Origin of the sequence: Treponema vincentii (assembly GCF_010365865.1) — a bacterium.
GTDB lineage: Bacteria > Spirochaetota > Spirochaetia > Treponematales > Treponemataceae > Treponema.
In genome coordinates this window covers 979644-993559 of record NZ_CP048020.1, presented here as the reverse complement: position 1 = coordinate 993559, position 13916 = coordinate 979644, and the positions used below count along the sequence as shown (strand labels likewise).

General features: G+C 40.8%; 22 protein-coding genes. 2 read left to right on the top strand and 20 right to left on the bottom strand.

Translation table 11 applies throughout. From position 1 onward, the window contains the following. Window positions 1-4: 4 nt before the first annotated feature. The 19 genes from GWP43_RS04650 to GWP43_RS04560 form a co-directional block, all read right to left on the bottom strand. The gene (locus GWP43_RS04650; protein WP_162663077.1) at window positions 5-496 is read right to left on the bottom strand and encodes a P-loop NTPase family protein; all 492 of its coding nucleotides are present in this window, start codon (window positions 494-496) and stop codon (window positions 5-7) included. Continuing rightward, window positions 414-767 carry a hypothetical protein gene (locus GWP43_RS04645; protein ID WP_162663075.1) on the bottom strand — a complete coding sequence of 118 codons (354 nt, stop codon included), beginning with the start codon at window positions 765-767 and terminating at the stop codon, window positions 414-416. The genes GWP43_RS04650 and GWP43_RS04645 overlap by 83 nt, the downstream gene beginning before the upstream one ends. 15 nt (window positions 768-782) lie before the next feature. Beyond that, on the bottom strand, window positions 783-1667 hold the full coding sequence (locus GWP43_RS04640) for a DUF6291 domain-containing protein (protein WP_162663073.1): 885 nt from the start codon (window positions 1665-1667) through the stop codon (window positions 783-785). Window positions 1668-1679: 12 nt separating this feature from the next. Continuing rightward, window positions 1680-4193, bottom strand: coding sequence for a DNA methyltransferase (locus GWP43_RS04635; protein ID WP_162663071.1), 2514 nt, complete (start codon window positions 4191-4193; stop codon window positions 1680-1682). A gap of 62 nt (window positions 4194-4255) precedes the next feature. Then, window positions 4256-4996, bottom strand: a complete 741-nt coding sequence (locus GWP43_RS04630) for a hypothetical protein (protein ID WP_162663069.1) — start codon at window positions 4994-4996, stop codon at window positions 4256-4258. A gap of 4 nt (window positions 4997-5000) precedes the next feature. Next, on the bottom strand, window positions 5001-5333 hold the full coding sequence (locus GWP43_RS04625) for a hypothetical protein (protein ID WP_162663067.1): 333 nt from the start codon (window positions 5331-5333) through the stop codon (window positions 5001-5003). 64 nt (window positions 5334-5397) lie between these two features. Further along, window positions 5398-5577, bottom strand: a complete 180-nt coding sequence (locus tag GWP43_RS04620; protein WP_162663065.1) for a hypothetical protein — start codon at window positions 5575-5577, stop codon at window positions 5398-5400. 178 nt (window positions 5578-5755) lie between these two features. Then, on the bottom strand, window positions 5756-5932 hold the full coding sequence (locus tag GWP43_RS04615; RefSeq protein ID WP_162663063.1) for a hypothetical protein: 177 nt from the start codon (window positions 5930-5932) through the stop codon (window positions 5756-5758). Between the two features lie 64 nt (window positions 5933-5996). After that, window positions 5997-6368, bottom strand: coding sequence for a hypothetical protein (locus GWP43_RS04610; protein ID WP_162661906.1), 372 nt, complete (start codon window positions 6366-6368; stop codon window positions 5997-5999). Window positions 6369-6378: 10 nt separating this feature from the next. After that, window positions 6379-6840 carry a hypothetical protein gene (locus tag GWP43_RS04605; protein ID WP_162663061.1) on the bottom strand — a complete coding sequence of 154 codons (462 nt, stop codon included), beginning with the start codon at window positions 6838-6840 and terminating at the stop codon, window positions 6379-6381. Between the two features lie 99 nt (window positions 6841-6939). Beyond that, window positions 6940-7575 (bottom strand): hypothetical protein, encoded by a 636-nt coding sequence (locus tag GWP43_RS04600; RefSeq protein WP_162663060.1) that lies wholly within the window; start codon window positions 7573-7575, stop codon window positions 6940-6942. Window positions 7576-7587: 12 nt separating this feature from the next. Continuing rightward, window positions 7588-9048, bottom strand: coding sequence for a DUF1351 domain-containing protein (locus GWP43_RS04595; RefSeq protein WP_162663058.1), 1461 nt, complete (start codon window positions 9046-9048; stop codon window positions 7588-7590). A 4-nt stretch (window positions 9049-9052) separates the two neighbouring features. Further along, window positions 9053-9826, bottom strand: a complete 774-nt coding sequence (locus GWP43_RS04590) for a DEAD/DEAH box helicase family protein (RefSeq protein ID WP_162663056.1) — start codon at window positions 9824-9826, stop codon at window positions 9053-9055. A gap of 37 nt (window positions 9827-9863) precedes the next feature. Further along, on the bottom strand, window positions 9864-10097 hold the full coding sequence (locus GWP43_RS04585) for a hypothetical protein (protein WP_162663054.1): 234 nt from the start codon (window positions 10095-10097) through the stop codon (window positions 9864-9866). Then, complete coding sequence (locus GWP43_RS04580) at window positions 10094-10444, bottom strand: DUF4406 domain-containing protein (RefSeq protein WP_162663052.1); 351 nt, start codon at window positions 10442-10444, stop codon at window positions 10094-10096. The genes GWP43_RS04585 and GWP43_RS04580 overlap by 4 nt, the downstream gene beginning before the upstream one ends. A gap of 176 nt (window positions 10445-10620) precedes the next feature. Further along, window positions 10621-10965: a hypothetical protein gene (locus tag GWP43_RS04575; RefSeq protein ID WP_162663051.1), complete on the bottom strand. Its 345-nt coding sequence runs from the start codon at window positions 10963-10965 to the stop codon at window positions 10621-10623. 3 nt (window positions 10966-10968) lie between these two features. Further along, window positions 10969-11187, bottom strand: coding sequence for a sporulation protein Cse60 (locus GWP43_RS04570; RefSeq protein ID WP_162663049.1), 219 nt, complete (start codon window positions 11185-11187; stop codon window positions 10969-10971). A gap of 81 nt (window positions 11188-11268) precedes the next feature. Continuing rightward, window positions 11269-11550: a hypothetical protein gene (locus tag GWP43_RS04565; protein ID WP_162663047.1), complete on the bottom strand. Its 282-nt coding sequence runs from the start codon at window positions 11548-11550 to the stop codon at window positions 11269-11271. Window positions 11551-11647: 97 nt separating this feature from the next. After that, window positions 11648-12439 carry an LPD29 domain-containing protein gene (locus GWP43_RS04560; protein WP_162663045.1) on the bottom strand — a complete coding sequence of 264 codons (792 nt, stop codon included), beginning with the start codon at window positions 12437-12439 and terminating at the stop codon, window positions 11648-11650. Window positions 12440-12612: 173 nt separating this feature from the next. Here GWP43_RS04560 and GWP43_RS04555 point away from each other — a divergent pair, with 173 nt between their 5' ends. After that, a complete protein-coding gene (locus tag GWP43_RS04555) occupies window positions 12613-12873 on the top strand; it encodes a hypothetical protein (protein WP_162663043.1) in 261 nt (86 codons plus the stop codon). A 68-nt stretch (window positions 12874-12941) separates the two neighbouring features. Here the strand turns inward: GWP43_RS04555 and GWP43_RS04550 are convergent, their stop codons facing one another. Continuing rightward, window positions 12942-13439, bottom strand: a complete 498-nt coding sequence (locus GWP43_RS04550; RefSeq protein WP_162663042.1) for a DUF6908 domain-containing protein — start codon at window positions 13437-13439, stop codon at window positions 12942-12944. A 174-nt stretch (window positions 13440-13613) separates the two neighbouring features. Between GWP43_RS04550 and GWP43_RS04545 the strand changes: the two genes are divergently transcribed. Continuing rightward, window positions 13614-13913, top strand: coding sequence for a helix-turn-helix domain-containing protein (locus GWP43_RS04545; protein ID WP_162663040.1), 300 nt, complete (start codon window positions 13614-13616; stop codon window positions 13911-13913). The last annotated feature ends 3 nt before the right edge of the window (window positions 13914-13916 follow it).

Sequence of the window (13916 nt, the reverse complement as noted above, 5' to 3'; positions counted from 1 at the left end):
CTCTCTAAATCGCTTCCGCTTCCCGTAGCTTCGGTCGGTAACTTTCCCAGTCGAAATTGAACGACTTGCCCTTTTCTTTTAGCCGATCAATTACAGAGCTATCAAGCATTTCTTTTACCCACTCGTAATTACAATTACCCGCAAGCCAGAGCGGGCGATTGCGTTCGTGCCGTTCACGACAAATAAGCGATAAGCAGTTGCTTTTCGCTTCTTCGTTCTTTCCTTTCTCGATTTCGTCGATAACAAGAAACGGAATAGTGCAATAGTGCATTATCATCTGGTATTCTGTTTTTTTTGCCGCGTAGCTGTTATACGTCGATCGAATTCTCAAGTCTAAGAATTGCCATGTTGTATATTCCGCGTTGTTAAGCACAACCGCCGCGCTTGCAAGGTGGCTTTTGCCCGTGCCGCTATTACCGTACATCAGCACGAATGTATCGCGCGGATTTTTTGGCAAGCTCATAAAGATCGTGAAGATATTTCGCTGCTTTTTCATTTTGCGGCTCATACGTGATAAAACTTTCGTTAAAATATTTGTCGCGGATGCCCATTGCTTTGAGCTCTTTTATTCGCTGCTCTTCAAGTTTTTCTTCTCTCTTTTTTTGTTCTTCACGCTCCTGTATACACACAGGGCATTTAGGCGGCTTGGTCGATCCTTCTAGGTGCATTACCTGCACATTTCCATGCTTTTCACAGTGAAAGGTTTCCTCTCTGCCGCGAAAGTGCGGAATATAGTTTTTTGCTTGCTCTATTTCACATGTGCGCATAATTCCTCCTTGAGCTTAAAACGGCATCTCTTCTTGAGTGCCGGTTACATTGCAATCGAATCGCTTATTCTTTCCTTCCGGTGGGGAGCGGGTGTATTGCTGTTGCATTTGCAAAAATACCTGCGGATATTTTTCTCGCAGCTTTGAACCGGATATGATATTTGGACACCAGAAGTTCCCCGCCGTTTTAGCCCAACGGATTACTTTTTCAATGTCTTCATAGCTGCGTTTATCAATACGGTTGAGTTTTTCGATATCTCTCGCCCATTGCTCGATATGCTTTTGACTGGTAGTGAAGTGAGGATCTACCTGCCGGTGGAGGTCATAGAGTAGGTGCGCTAAACGCTCCGCTTGTTCCGGAATTGTTTGTGTTTTTTTAACAGGCGAAGGCTTTACACCCCCGTCCGGTTCTTCCGGCGGGGATACTATTTCATTACCATCACCATTAACATCAACATCTACATCAACATCAACATCTACATCAACATCTACATCTACATCAAGGTTTGTGGTATTTGACGAGGGTTTATAGTACGTGGTACCATAAACCTCTTTTTTAATTTTTGATACAACTTGTTGTGATACTCCATGTTTTTCAGCGGTTTCTTTTTGCGTCATCCCTGCTTCTAAATCTTCACAGACTGCCTGCTGTATTTCTTGCGGTATTTCAGGCCGTCCGCCTTTTTTCCCGTCTTCGGTGTTTTTTATGCGGCGGGCTTTGGCATTGTCGATAGCTTCTTGTATTGGAAGCCATGCACACGCCTCAAGCCCCGTAAAATGAGGCGTCGTACCATAAAGCCCGTATTCAACAATCGCTTCATAAAACTGATAGCGCAATTCTTTGTCTAATAGTTTTAATTGTTTTGAAAAGGTTTCATAAAAGATAAAACTTTCCGCCATATTGAAGCTCCGTTATTTTGCAATTTTAAAATCATCAAAATCAAAAAGCGTTGGCACTGTCTTTTCAATATCAGCTTCTTTCAAATACGCAACGCCATCATTAAATGAAATCTCGTTTAACTCATGCCCAATACCATAGCGGCCTTTTTTTACGGCAATATACGGCACGGTAAAAAGGCCCGCAAACGGATCGTAGACAACCTCACCTGAATTTGAATATCGCTCAATAAGGCGTTCAACGACATCTGTTTGCAGCGGGCAAATGTGCATATTCAGCGCTTTTCGAGACTGCTCGCTATTGAGCGTATACATACGATTGACATCATCCCATACATACTCACTTGGAGAAGCGTTGCTAATAACAGAAAATGAAGCCGGGAGTTTCCGTGCCTCGTCCAGTTCTTCTGCGAGCCGGACATGTTCGCTGTAGTCATAAATATGTTCTTTTGAATAGCGCCGGTACAATTTTTGCATATCGGATACCGGACATTCTTTTAATTCCTCAAGTGTTACGAGCCTATTACCACTTGATCTCCAATATGCGTGCGCATCAATTTGCCAGCGGCCGCGGCTGTATGCTTCTTTCGTCTTTTGTACCGGCGTATCTGCGTATGCTTTCGTCGTATCGGTTGGGAGCTTTCGGAAAAGCAGAATGTATTCAGGGCATCCTACACCCATTTTTGAACCGTCTTTACATTGCTCACTCCATCCGAGCCGATAGGTTTGATTGTTTTCCCGTACGACATCGGTGGTGATAATAATGCGCCCCATATAGCGAAACCCATGCTTTAAAAAATGGAATACTGTCATGTCGCTAAAAGGATCCACTGTCGGCATTCCGTCTCCGGTCGCATTACCGAACAAGATACGGTCTTTGACATGGATACAGGCAAGTCGCCCGGGTTTTAATACCCGCAAGAGGTGCGGAGTGAGAAAATCCATCTGTTGAAAGAATTTCTCGTTATTTTCGTTGTGTCCGAAATCGTTATATGTCGGGGTATACTCGTAGTGATTGCTAAACGGAATTGAGGTAACAACAAGATCAACCGTGTTATCTGCCATTGTAGGAAGCTCGATACAGTTATCGTTTAACACCGCTTTGAAACATTTCCCTTCAACGACCTTTCTTTCAACACCGATGGTGCGAGCGAGCTTTTCTGCAAGTGTTATTGAAGACAATCCGTATTTACGGACAATCTCTGTCATCTGGAATACAAGATGCTTATGCTGCTCCCATTTCTCCTCTAATGCCTTTAATACCGCTTGTTCACTTTCGGTATAGATAATATGTACTTCAACCGGATGAGACTGTTGAAACCGATAGATGCGGTGTACGGCTTGAATAAAATCATTGAACTTATAATCAATACCGACAAAAATACATTTGTGGCAATGATATTGCATATTGCCGCCTTGCGCCGATATATCAGGCTTAGTTGCAAGATATTGCAATTTGCCACTTTTAAACGCCCTCGTAATTTCGACGTTCTTTTCAAGATCTTGACTGCCATACACAAAACCTGCATCAGGGAAGGCTTTTTGAAGAGCGTGCCTCTCTGCTTCTAAATTATGCCAGAGGATAAAATGATCGTCAGGGGCGGCCTGCACTATCTGAAGTGTTTGCGCTACTCGATCGCTGATACTGTCTCTCTTTTCTTTCGATGCTTCTTTTAAACCGAGCGCGGCATCTCGAAACATTTTTACTTGCCCGTCATCTTCATATCCGGCTGTTGCATCATCAACCGATACCTTATGATAGATAACATTGAGCGCCGGTAAATTATAGCCGCTATCAGAATAGGAAGGATTGACATCAGAAGGCTTTGTAATAAAAAGCGCCCACGTGGAAACCCATATCCAAAATTCTTTTTCTTTATGCGGATAAAGTGTAAGATTGTTAGCTTTCGTGCTATCCCGTTTAAAAAAACGGGTAAGAGCTTGACCGGTATCCATTACGCCTAAAAAGCCCGCGTAATGGATAAGCTCTTTATATTTATTCGGAGAGGGCGTCGCTGTTGCAACAAACTTATAGCGTATATTTTTAAACTTCGGTAAAAACTCTTGATACGTTTTAGAGCCGTAAGAGCGCAAAACAGATGCTTCATCTAAACTGCATGCAGTGAACGATTCAAGATTGATATTCCCGTCCCGCACCCGCTCGTAGTTTGTAATAAGAATTGCTTCACTTGCAACCTCTATATCTTCCTGTGTTTTAATATAGCGTACAGGAAGATTATCAAGCAATGTTTGCGCATCGTGATAAAATTCGTCAACGATATTCAAAGGTGTTACAATCAACGCCTTGCCACCTTCTCTTGCTAAAATCAAGCGGAGTATCTCAAGTTGCATGATTGTTTTTCCAAGCCCAAAACTTGCAAATATTGCACGGCAGCCTCCGGCGATTGCCCACTTTACGGCATCTTTTTGATGAGGCTTTAAAATAGGATGTATGTCATTTTCGGCTACAGAAAAACCGCTTGATGATGCAATTGCGATTTTCTCTTTCAAAAATTCTTCGTATGTCATGCTTCAATATCCTTTTAAGGAAATACCCCCTGCCGATATAAAAGCAGCAGGGAGTAAAGGTGTTAAGCAATCACCGATACTTTGATATGTTCTTTCAAGTATGCGGCAATCCGTAAGCGCGCTTCATTACGCCACACCCCTCCGTCAGCCTCGAATAAGGCAACTTCCGCATTTCCTCTGTCGTCGGTGCGTATACGCAATAAAAACTGTCCCTCCGGCTGTTCGATTTCTCTGAATGTTCGGTATGGAGAAAGTCGAACAATCGGCTTAGTCATACTTGATTCCTTCAATGCACCGCTTATGCCCTTTTTGACCGTTACGTGCTGTGTAATGCCGTCATCGAGAGTATCCGCAGTATTTGCCTGCGTTACTTTTGAAACGATCATTGCCACATATTCAAAATCATCGCCATCTTTCTCCTCAAAAAGGGAATGCAGCTTGATGATAAATTCTTCTTGCGGCATGAAAGTTCCGAACGGAAATGTTTTCATGTTACTATCAAGGCTTGCAGTTAAAAGAGTTTCGCGCTCTCTCTGTTGATCTAAAAGAGTAGAACGCAAAGCGACCAATTGCGGACTGTCGATAACGGCAATGTAGGAATTGATTAAATCAAGTTCATCAATATTCCGTTCGACAAAATCGACAAACCCTGTAAGCGTTGCAACACAAACCGCTTTTGCTTTCGGTTCATACAACACCGGATTCAAATCCCGTGCGCTGTACGTTTTGCCGTCTACTTGTACGATAAAACTATCCTTTACCAAACTTTCAATCTTTTCGATTGCTTCCTTTCCAAAATCCATACGTTTAACCTCCTATTGCGGAAATATTTCCGCTTGTAAAATCTAATGTGTGCTGCTCAGGGTTATCCTCATAAGCCGCAAGAATGCCATCGTCGCTATCAAGATAGAGGGTGCTTTCTGCCGGTTTTATCGGGGCGAGGCGACTTGATACCGAAATGCGGCACTCTGCGTCTCTACGCGTTTTGCCCGGCTTTACCTCAATCTTAATTGTGATACTTCGCGATGTAGTAGGACTGGTGTTTTCATCGTTGATATTTGTAAGCATTTTTTCAAACTCAACATTGAATAAGTCGATTACTGCACCGCTTTTCAGGGTTTGCAATGTAACCTTTTCCATAGATTACTCCTTTCAGCGTCTGTTCCGCTGTGTCATATATGTTTTACAATCGCAAAAAACAGAATTAGATTTTCCCGCTTTCTTCATTACGGACGAAGAATGAAGCATGGCGCATTTCTGCGATTTTATTTTGATAGTGCCGATACACATTCCGCCAGAAGGTGTACATATTTTTATCTTCATGGAAGTAATTCATTTGCCGTATCGCATTATCACGATATGCAATTAAATAAGCCTGTGTCATACATTCCCCCTCGCTATGAATAAAGCGCGTTTGTCATATCGCAGTAGATAATCGCTGCGTCGATTTTTCGATGATAAAAAAGTTCATATTGAACTCTTTTATACAGGTATGCCGTGTAGCTTTTTTTATGTAGAACGTAGGCCGCTTTAAGTATTGTTCGATAATGTAGCTTGAGGCGCTATGCGCTTTCTCGCTCTGCTTCATGCGTGGCATGATTTGCTTGCTTTAAAAGCTGGTCAAACATACTCTGCATGTCGAGCTGCTCCATATCGGCATACTGTCCGGTTGCCGGTTCGCTCACCGCCGGAACGGGGCACCCTCTTACTGTCAATGCTTTACTTTCATTCTCACTCATATATTCCTCCTAAAAAAGCGTTATGTTATTCCAACTCAATATAGGTTATTGTCTATTCTGTCATCTAAAAATCAGTCGGAAAGTGGCTGTCAATTTCCATCCCGCACCGCGGACAATATTTTATATCGTAGTCAAAGCGCAATTCAGAATTAAATACATAGCCACAGCCGTAACATTTGCCAAAGGGGTGTTCATCAGGCCTTTCAACAAAATACGCAAAAGCATACGTCACTTCATCGCCAAAACCTACGCAAAATCGATATTCTTCATCATCAGGGAAAATTTCTCGTAATACTTCGTATGCGTTGTAGCTTACACCAAAATGTTCAACACGTGCTTTTAATAATGCTAGCGTATCGGCACAAATAACTTTACTGCCGACCTTTAATTCATCCGCATTAACCGCGGTGTATACTCTCGATTTGTCAAATTTCATTGTTTTCTCCTTATACTCCAACCCAATACAGGTTATTATCTATCGTTTCATCTTCCGCGATGGGGAGCGAAGTGTTTTTATTTAAAATATTTTCAAGCTGCTTTTTATCGATTTTTAATGCTGTTTGTAGAATGTTTTTATCTATGCCGTTACTACCCGCTTTTTGTAAGAGTGCGCAGAGTTTTTTTATCAGTGTTTTTTCACGCTGTACATCTTTTCTGCTGATGATGTTTTGTTTTTGTATAACGCATTTCTGATTATCATAAAATGAAAAGTGCAGTTGCTTTTTATTCTCTTTTTTCTCTTTACAGATATTCTTATAAAGAAGAAAAAGCCGATACTCTTTTTTGTCAAAAATAAAGAGCTGTTTATTTTCAATCGTGATTTTTGGTATGTTATACTTCCGCGCAAAATACCGCACTTCCGCGGGATTGACATGCGCTTTTTCTGCAACTGCGCTTGCTGTATACACTTTCCCTCCCATAGTGTAAAATAGTCGCTAAGGATACTGCCTGTCGTTTCAAGCGCGAGAAAACGGCAGGCAGTTATTCTTTTTTTCCTTCCTTACCAATTAAAATGGTATATTGTCAAAATTTTCAGGATCGGTAGTAGCAGTCTGTGTATCCTGCGGCACCGCTCCTTGATACGCCGACGGTCTTTGCTGATAACCGTTTTGCGGGGGTGTTTGATTATAGCTTTGATATCCATTAGTCACCGCCGCTCTCTGTCCTTGCGGATGTGGGCGCGACCGTCCTTGTTGAGGGTATGTAGGGTGATTAGGCGTTGTATTTCGTTGCTGCGGATAAGCTCCGTTATTATTGTTTTGCTGCATTTGTTGCGGTACGATTAAAGCTTTTACTTCAAAACCTTTTTGTTCTCCATTCTCATTCGGAGCGCGCTTGTCGATTTTGATAATGCCTCTTTTCCCAATCCATGAGTTATAATTAAAGTCTCCACGCTGGATTGAAAAACAATCAAAAAAGCGAGTTAAGTTTTGATTACGCCGTCTCCATGCGTCTTCGGAACTTACATCATCGACAATGTAGTAATACAGCGTCCCTTGCTCATCAATCGTAAACGAAAGAGCGAGCATCGGATTATTCTTCTTTGATATTTTTTCTTCTACTTTGGTGATGGTGCATTCCCATTCACCTGCTTTGAAATTGTTGTTAAAATAACCCTCATCGACCTGATAATCATTAAACATATTCTTATCCTCCTATTGAAATGTATAGCGCAGCTGTGCATTTTCCATATACGTTTGAAGGGAAACTAACTGATCTGCCGTTCCGATTACTGTAAAAGTAACTTGTAATTTTTCTTCTTTTTCTTGTGGCACCGTTTCTGTCTGTGCCGAATCGGAGAAAGACGGCGAAGGTGGGCACCAAGATCCGTCCGCATGGAGATTTTCTTCACCGCCAGCATCGCTGTCAATTTGTCCTCTTTCAGACAATGCTTGCTCTTTTTGTGCTGCCTGTGCTTTTTCAAGCGCTGCAAGTCGTTCGCGATTTGCTTTGATTTCATCCGCTTTTGCAAGAGCCGCATCGAGGTTCAGTGTTGATAAATAATATTGCTTCGCTTCCGCTTCTCCGATACGGTCAAGAACACTTAAATCGGCTTCAATCTTTTCAATCCGCCCGCGTATCTCGTCTTGAATGTCTTTGAGCTTTGTTGTTTTATTAAGCCACTTCGGATTAAACAGCATGTCAAAATCAACAAGTGAAAAATGAAGCGATTCAAAGTATTCGATAATGATCGCTTTCTTATTATCTTTTTCCTTTTGCTCAACTTCTTTGACAATTACATCAATATTTGCCGAGCATTCTTTGATGAGACTTACCGTTTCTGAAACAGTTGCTTTGAATGTTTCAATCGGCTTCATAAATTCTTTCTCAATGCGGATGCGCTCTGCATTGAGCATTTGTGCCGCGTTGTTTAACTCTGCCTTATCCTTTTTTGCCGCTGCGATGTTTTCGCCGCTATAGCGATCTATCGAATAAAATGCGAGACGCTCTTTAACTCGTTCTAATAGCTGTGCGGCGTTTGTATTCAGTGTGCCGATATTCTGTTCAACAACCGTAAGATTGAGATCAAGCGGCGGCATTTCGACAACTTCTTTTTTGTCTTCCTGTGTGTTCATAAAATCCTCCCGTAATCGGATACCTTGCACATAGGCAATAATGATTTCTTGTAGCTGCTGCATCGATAAAACCGGAATATCGACAACCGAAAAATTACCGGTATTCGGTGTATGCAAGACCTTTAAATACTTCTTTTTGAGAAAGAGATTGTACAGGTTCAGTTGGAGCGCCCAGCTCAATACGTCCGCTTCTTTCTGTGTTTTAATATCAAAAAGCATATCGCTTGCAACAATGTCGGCAGTTCCTGCATAGGTAAAATCATCCACGGTATGATAAAACTTCTGTTCAAATTGGCAGGATGCACGGACGATATTTTGTTCAATCCATTTCGCTTCCATCGACTCAATAACGCCCGTTTCAATTTCTTTATGAATTGCCGTACCGCGCTCCGCTGCCTTCTTTAAAATCTCAGGGGGAATGTGTGATAAATCTTTCCCTGCAATAGTGCAGATAATTTTTGTAACGGATGGAATGATTTCGCCGTTTAGCCGGTATACATGGAAGCGCTCATCGAAAGTAAAAACATCTTTTTTCTTCATTCGCTTACATCTCCTTATACGATTTTGCAAAACTTAAAATAGACGACTGCTGTTTCCTGTTTTGCGGGGGTACTTGCTGTATACCGGTCTGTTGCCGATTGCCTTGGGGGCTCTCTTGCGGCGCTTCATTATGTGAATGCTGTATAAAAACATTCTCCGGCATTCCGTAATATTCACGGATAACCGTATCAACCACTTTTAAATCATTCGGAATAAGCGGCTCTGCGAACATTCCCATCGGCGTTTTGACCGTATCACTACCGTTATTGACCGTTGCAAAACAGAACTGTCGCTGATTGTTTCCGTCTAATAGAACGACTGTTTTTAAAACGATGGTAAAAAGCCCTTCAAGCGTTATTTTCTCATCGAGTAGCTGCCCAATCGTTTTACATTTTTCGTTACCGTCTTTTGTCCGTTCAATATGAAAAAGAAAATAAATAATCTTATCATCAGGGAGTGCTATTGCTGTTTGTGTAAGGTTGAAAAAATTCGCGCCGATGTCGGTAAATTTTTCATATCCCTTTTCTTTTGCGCGGTGCATATACTCAAAAGCCATCAGATATTGCGCATCATCTATAACAACACTTTTTGCCTGTGCTCGTTTAATCATCGCCTGAACTTCTTGATAGTTATCCGTTTTAAAAACCGATAACGTATTACGGAAAGGAAGCGGCTTTTTTGATACGTTGATTACCGATGCTTCTCCTTTTTGAAAATTGCGTAAACTGGTTGATTTACCCGTCCCGCTTTCTCCCATTACTGCTACAATAACTGCCATGTTAATTCCTCCTTAAAGTGCATTATGCTTATAGCTATTATTTTGTTGTTTCCATCTGTTCAATAATTTCAGCAAGCACGGTATCGATTTTTTTTATTGATTGTTCGATTTGCGACTCTTGATTTTTGATATAGGCAAGAGCGATTTCTTGTTTGTTATTCTGAGCATGAACATCATTAAAAACTGTTTTTGTAAACGCATGAGCGCGCCCGAGAAGATATCCGCCGCCAAGACAGACAAAGATGATAAAAAGTATTTCACTGCCGCTCATCCTCTCATCTCCCATCGTCGGCATAAACCGCGATGCTGCTTTTGCCGCTCGGCGTATTCAATCCATTCTTCAACCGTTTTAACCTGCATAGAAAGAACTCTTGCTATCTCTAATTCAAGATTGGTACTAGCAGATTGATATTCCGTTACTATGAGCGCAATATTTCTGCATGTTGAAATGACTTGCATGCGCCGCCTTAGCCGTTGCTCCCAGCTCATGCTTTCATCACAAAAAATGGTCGGAGATACAACTGCATACCCCGCGTCATTGAGCCGCTTACGGGCGGTTTCAAAATTATTTTTGTAATTCGGATTAGCGCTTATTGCGCCGGATAAATACAGTTTCATTGCATCTCCTTTTCCATATTGCAATAATGGCGAAAAACATTCCGCCAAAATATATACAACGGCTTATCATTACGGAAATAAATCATGTTCCGTATTGCATTTTTTCGAGCTTCGGTAAGCTCTTTTTTTGTCATTTCTACATGACGTTTTCCGCACATCTGCCACCCTCCCATATATCAATAAAAATCTTTTTCCGATACACCATAGTAGGCGTATAGATCTAAACTTTCTTTAAATTCTTTTTTTGCTTGTCGATAATATTTACTGCTGTAGATTTCTGTTTTTAAATCGTATGTATGCCATTCGCATTTGTCTAACGCCGCGCGTTCTTCCGCGCTGTATTCTTCTATTTCTTCCGCGCCGATGACTTCCATCGCATCCGGAGCGTATTCTACTTGCACACCGTCATAATCGATAAACCAGTTAAAGCACTGTTTTACTATCCATCCGTTAGAAAGGCTTGTTTCAATCAACCCTACTTCATAGCCGATTTCAAGGCTTTCATTTTGAATAGTAATCATCGATTATTCCTCTACCGGTTCGCTGTAGTACACCATGCAGGAAAATGTTTCTACAATGTCGTGTATTATCGATGATGCGTCATACGCGCTTGTAAGTTGATATTGAATGCTAATGATGTGGAAACCTTTCTCTATTTCTTTTGAAAGAAAATCATTAAGTTTGTTTTCTAAACGCTCTTCATCGTTTGCGCAAAAAATTTTAACCTTTTTAACGTATGTCATAGCGACATCCTCCCATCGTAATTATTGTTTAATCCTCCAAAGAGAAACACGTCTGCCGGAGGTTTTCCGGCGAAACGAACATCATGCGATATTTTTTTCAAAATTTAAAAGCGCAACATGATCGACTGCCAACTGAACACAGTCGGCATCGCACATAAGGCCGCCTACAATTCTTAATGTAATTTCAGAAGTTTGTTCAAATTTAGCCGATAAGCATTCTTTTAAAGATTGAGGAAAAATAACAGCAGTTATGCTAAAATCCTCCGTATGATCACCATGATATGTAAGAGTGAATGTTCCATCGACATAGTTAGAGCCGATACCTTCAATAACAAGACTGTTTAATGCTGTATGTTTATTCATAATGTGCTCCTTCTTCAGTATCTACCGCGTCGATTTTTTTGAAGCGGTAGATTTTATTTGTTTAGCCGCCGGAGTATATCCGGCAGTTAGATTATTGTTATGCGGTAAGCCGTTTAACGCTCTTTGTCTTTTTTGTAGGATTGACGCGCGCCGTGCGTTCTACAAACTCCGCAGGCTTTCCTTCTTTGCCAATTTGTACATAGCCGTAAAAATTCGTGCTGAAATAATCAATCATCGGATTGCTATTATCGTAGTTGTACGAGTTCATAAAATCTTGAACGTCTTGCAAAACTGCGAAAACAACAGGATTTAACCACGTATCGGATTTACAAAAATCTTTTTTGCGATTCGCTGTTTTCAGCCGATAAGCAATCCATTTTTCTTTATTTCCTTCGCTGATCTCGTTAACATTGATATAGCCTTTTGACGGAATATATATTGGTGTCGTATAGAGGTAATCACGTAGCAATGTGCGGTTTGTAAGCTCTACCGGATACTCCATCAAAGCTACGTTGATAGTGTGGAAACGGCAGTTTAAGGTAATCGAAAACCGATATGTAGGATACGCATTTTTAACATATTCACGGATTAACTGCGCAATGTCTTTTATTGAAAGGTTGCAATCATAACGTTCACCCTGCCAGTTGTTCACGGTGTAAAACTGCCGCCGGTAGCTGCCTGCACTTTCTGCTGTTTTAGGTTGCCGTTTGGAATACGTCGGTTCCGCTTTCTCGAATTTTTGCGCTATCGCAAATGCAACTTCAAATTCGGCATTCAGCTGCTGCATTGCCTCTGTGCTGCCGCCTCTATCAGGATGCAGCTTCATCGCCGCTGCTCTGTATGCTGCTTTCACTTCGTCTAATGTCATTTTTTTTGTAAAGTATTTCATGGTTGGTGCTCCTCTATGTTTTAGGTTTGTTATAGCTTTTTATTAGCTATTGATATTATCATAATAGCTGTATAATAGCTTTTTGTCAAGAGTTTTTATGAACTTTTAGCGATTTTTTAGCTTTTTTTTGTTTTTCTAATGACGTTTTTAGCTTCTTATGGTATATTCATAGTATGAGTACCAATATTGCTACATCGTTCAATTTACCTTTAGATTTTAAAGAGTATTTAGACAAAAAGGCTAAAAACTCAAATAAAACGCGGACACAGTATGTCATTGATGCGGTAACCGCTTATGCAAGTGAAGGAAAAACTATCACTCAAGAGCAATCACAACAGATTGAACAGCTACAAGTCTTGACCGCCTCTCTAGCGAAAGAGCTGCAAGAAATCAAAACACTCATTTTTCAAATCCTCAAAAATCAGCACGGTTAATCAAGTTTCTACTATGTTTATAGCTTGCTGCATTTCCGCCGGAGGTTTCCCGGCGGTGTCATCGCTATTTACTTGCCTATGCCTTGCTGCATTGTTATTGTGCGCATCCAATCGGTACAAAAGCTCGCTGCTTGTTTTTGCAGTCGGCTAATCAACTTCGGTTTGCGGTTCTTGAATATCACCAGCTCTATATCTGAACCTAGACCGCTCATTCTTTCATAGATAGGATAGTATTCAACGCCGTATGAATACTCTTTTTTCACAAAAACGATTTCAGGATCGGCCATTAAATCGCCGTTTTGCTCGTAGTAGTGAGCGATTGATATTTGATTTGCTCCAACCTGCTCAACAACAACCGGCATAAAAGAGCCGTTCGTATTATCAATTTTTGCATAGCCGTCTATCATCATCGCTTCTAGCTGCTGAATAACTTTTTTTGCGCTTGCTGAAACTGGCTTAACGAAGGCAAAACCTGCTGCAAGCTGTTCACGCTTTTCATTCTCTTTTTTTGCGTTTTTTTCTTGTTGTCTGGCAATCTTAAGCGCCATTTTCTCTAATGCTGTCATATTCGTTTCTCCTCTGTGATTTGGAAAGTTTAATATTTAAAATGTCTTTTCTAACACTTTGCGCAGTTATTATAGGTCTTTTATAACATTTTGTCAATAGTTTTATGTCTAAAAAAACATAAAAAATATTTTTTTCTACTTGTTTTTATTTTTTTTATGTCTATAATAGCTTGTATGAATATTGACTTTCTTGTTTTTTTTGAAACAGTTAAAGAGTTGGCTAAGAAAAAGAATATGACTATCGAAATGATGATACAATCTATAGAAGGATTATCTTTTAATAGCTTAAATACCTATAATTCTATGCGAAAGGCGCGCAATCTTCCTCGTGCCGATGATGTATTGCGCATTGCTAAATTTTTCGGTGTCTCTGTTGAATATCTCGTTACCGGAGAAGAACCGGATAATCATTCGCGCATAGCGGCTATTCGCGAACAGCTCAAGGCGATAGATAACGAATTACAAAAAATGTAAACA

Bases quoted from the DNA above. Each gene is read 5' to 3' on its own strand.
- GWP43_RS04615 (WP_162663063.1), bottom strand. From the start codon at position 5,932: ATGAGTGAGAATGAAAGTAAAGCATTGACAGTAAGAGGGTGCCCCGTT.
- GWP43_RS04590 (WP_162663056.1), bottom strand. From the start codon at position 9,826: ATGGCAGTTATTGTAGCAGTAATGGGAGAAAGCGGGACGGGTAAATCA.
- GWP43_RS04595 (WP_162663058.1), bottom strand. From the start codon at position 9,048: ATGAAGAAAAAAGATGTTTTTACTTTCGATGAGCGCTTCCATGTATAC.
- GWP43_RS04650 (WP_162663077.1), bottom strand. From the start codon at position 496: ATGAAAAAGCAGCGAAATATCTTCACGATCTTTATGAGCTTGCCAAAA.
- GWP43_RS04640 (WP_162663073.1), bottom strand. From the start codon at position 1,667: ATGGCGGAAAGTTTTATCTTTTATGAAACCTTTTCAAAACAATTAAAA.
- GWP43_RS04585 (WP_162663054.1), bottom strand. From the start codon at position 10,097: ATGAGCGGCAGTGAAATACTTTTTATCATCTTTGTCTGTCTTGGCGGC.
- GWP43_RS04575 (WP_162663051.1), bottom strand. From the start codon at position 10,965: ATGATTACTATTCAAAATGAAAGCCTTGAAATCGGCTATGAAGTAGGG.
- GWP43_RS04570 (WP_162663049.1), bottom strand. From the start codon at position 11,187: ATGACATACGTTAAAAAGGTTAAAATTTTTTGCGCAAACGATGAAGAG.
- GWP43_RS04645 (WP_162663075.1), bottom strand. From the start codon at position 767: ATGCGCACATGTGAAATAGAGCAAGCAAAAAACTATATTCCGCACTTT.
- GWP43_RS04545 (WP_162663040.1), top strand. From the start codon at position 13,614: ATGAATATTGACTTTCTTGTTTTTTTTGAAACAGTTAAAGAGTTGGCT.
- GWP43_RS04630 (WP_162663069.1), bottom strand. From the start codon at position 4,996: ATGGATTTTGGAAAGGAAGCAATCGAAAAGATTGAAAGTTTGGTAAAG.
- GWP43_RS04550 (WP_162663042.1), bottom strand. From the start codon at position 13,439: ATGACAGCATTAGAGAAAATGGCGCTTAAGATTGCCAGACAACAAGAA.
- GWP43_RS04560 (WP_162663045.1), bottom strand. From the start codon at position 12,439: ATGAAATACTTTACAAAAAAAATGACATTAGACGAAGTGAAAGCAGCA.
- GWP43_RS04555 (WP_162663043.1), top strand. From the start codon at position 12,613: ATGAGTACCAATATTGCTACATCGTTCAATTTACCTTTAGATTTTAAA.
- GWP43_RS04635 (WP_162663071.1), bottom strand. From the start codon at position 4,193: ATGACATACGAAGAATTTTTGAAAGAGAAAATCGCAATTGCATCATCA.
- GWP43_RS04625 (WP_162663067.1), bottom strand. From the start codon at position 5,333: ATGGAAAAGGTTACATTGCAAACCCTGAAAAGCGGTGCAGTAATCGAC.
- GWP43_RS04565 (WP_162663047.1), bottom strand. From the start codon at position 11,550: ATGAATAAACATACAGCATTAAACAGTCTTGTTATTGAAGGTATCGGC.
- GWP43_RS04600 (WP_162663060.1), bottom strand. From the start codon at position 7,575: ATGTTTAATGATTATCAGGTCGATGAGGGTTATTTTAACAACAATTTC.
- GWP43_RS04580 (WP_162663052.1), bottom strand. From the start codon at position 10,444: ATGAAACTGTATTTATCCGGCGCAATAAGCGCTAATCCGAATTACAAA.
- GWP43_RS04620 (WP_162663065.1), bottom strand. From the start codon at position 5,577: ATGACACAGGCTTATTTAATTGCATATCGTGATAATGCGATACGGCAA.
- GWP43_RS04610 (WP_162661906.1), bottom strand. From the start codon at position 6,368: ATGAAATTTGACAAATCGAGAGTATACACCGCGGTTAATGCGGATGAA.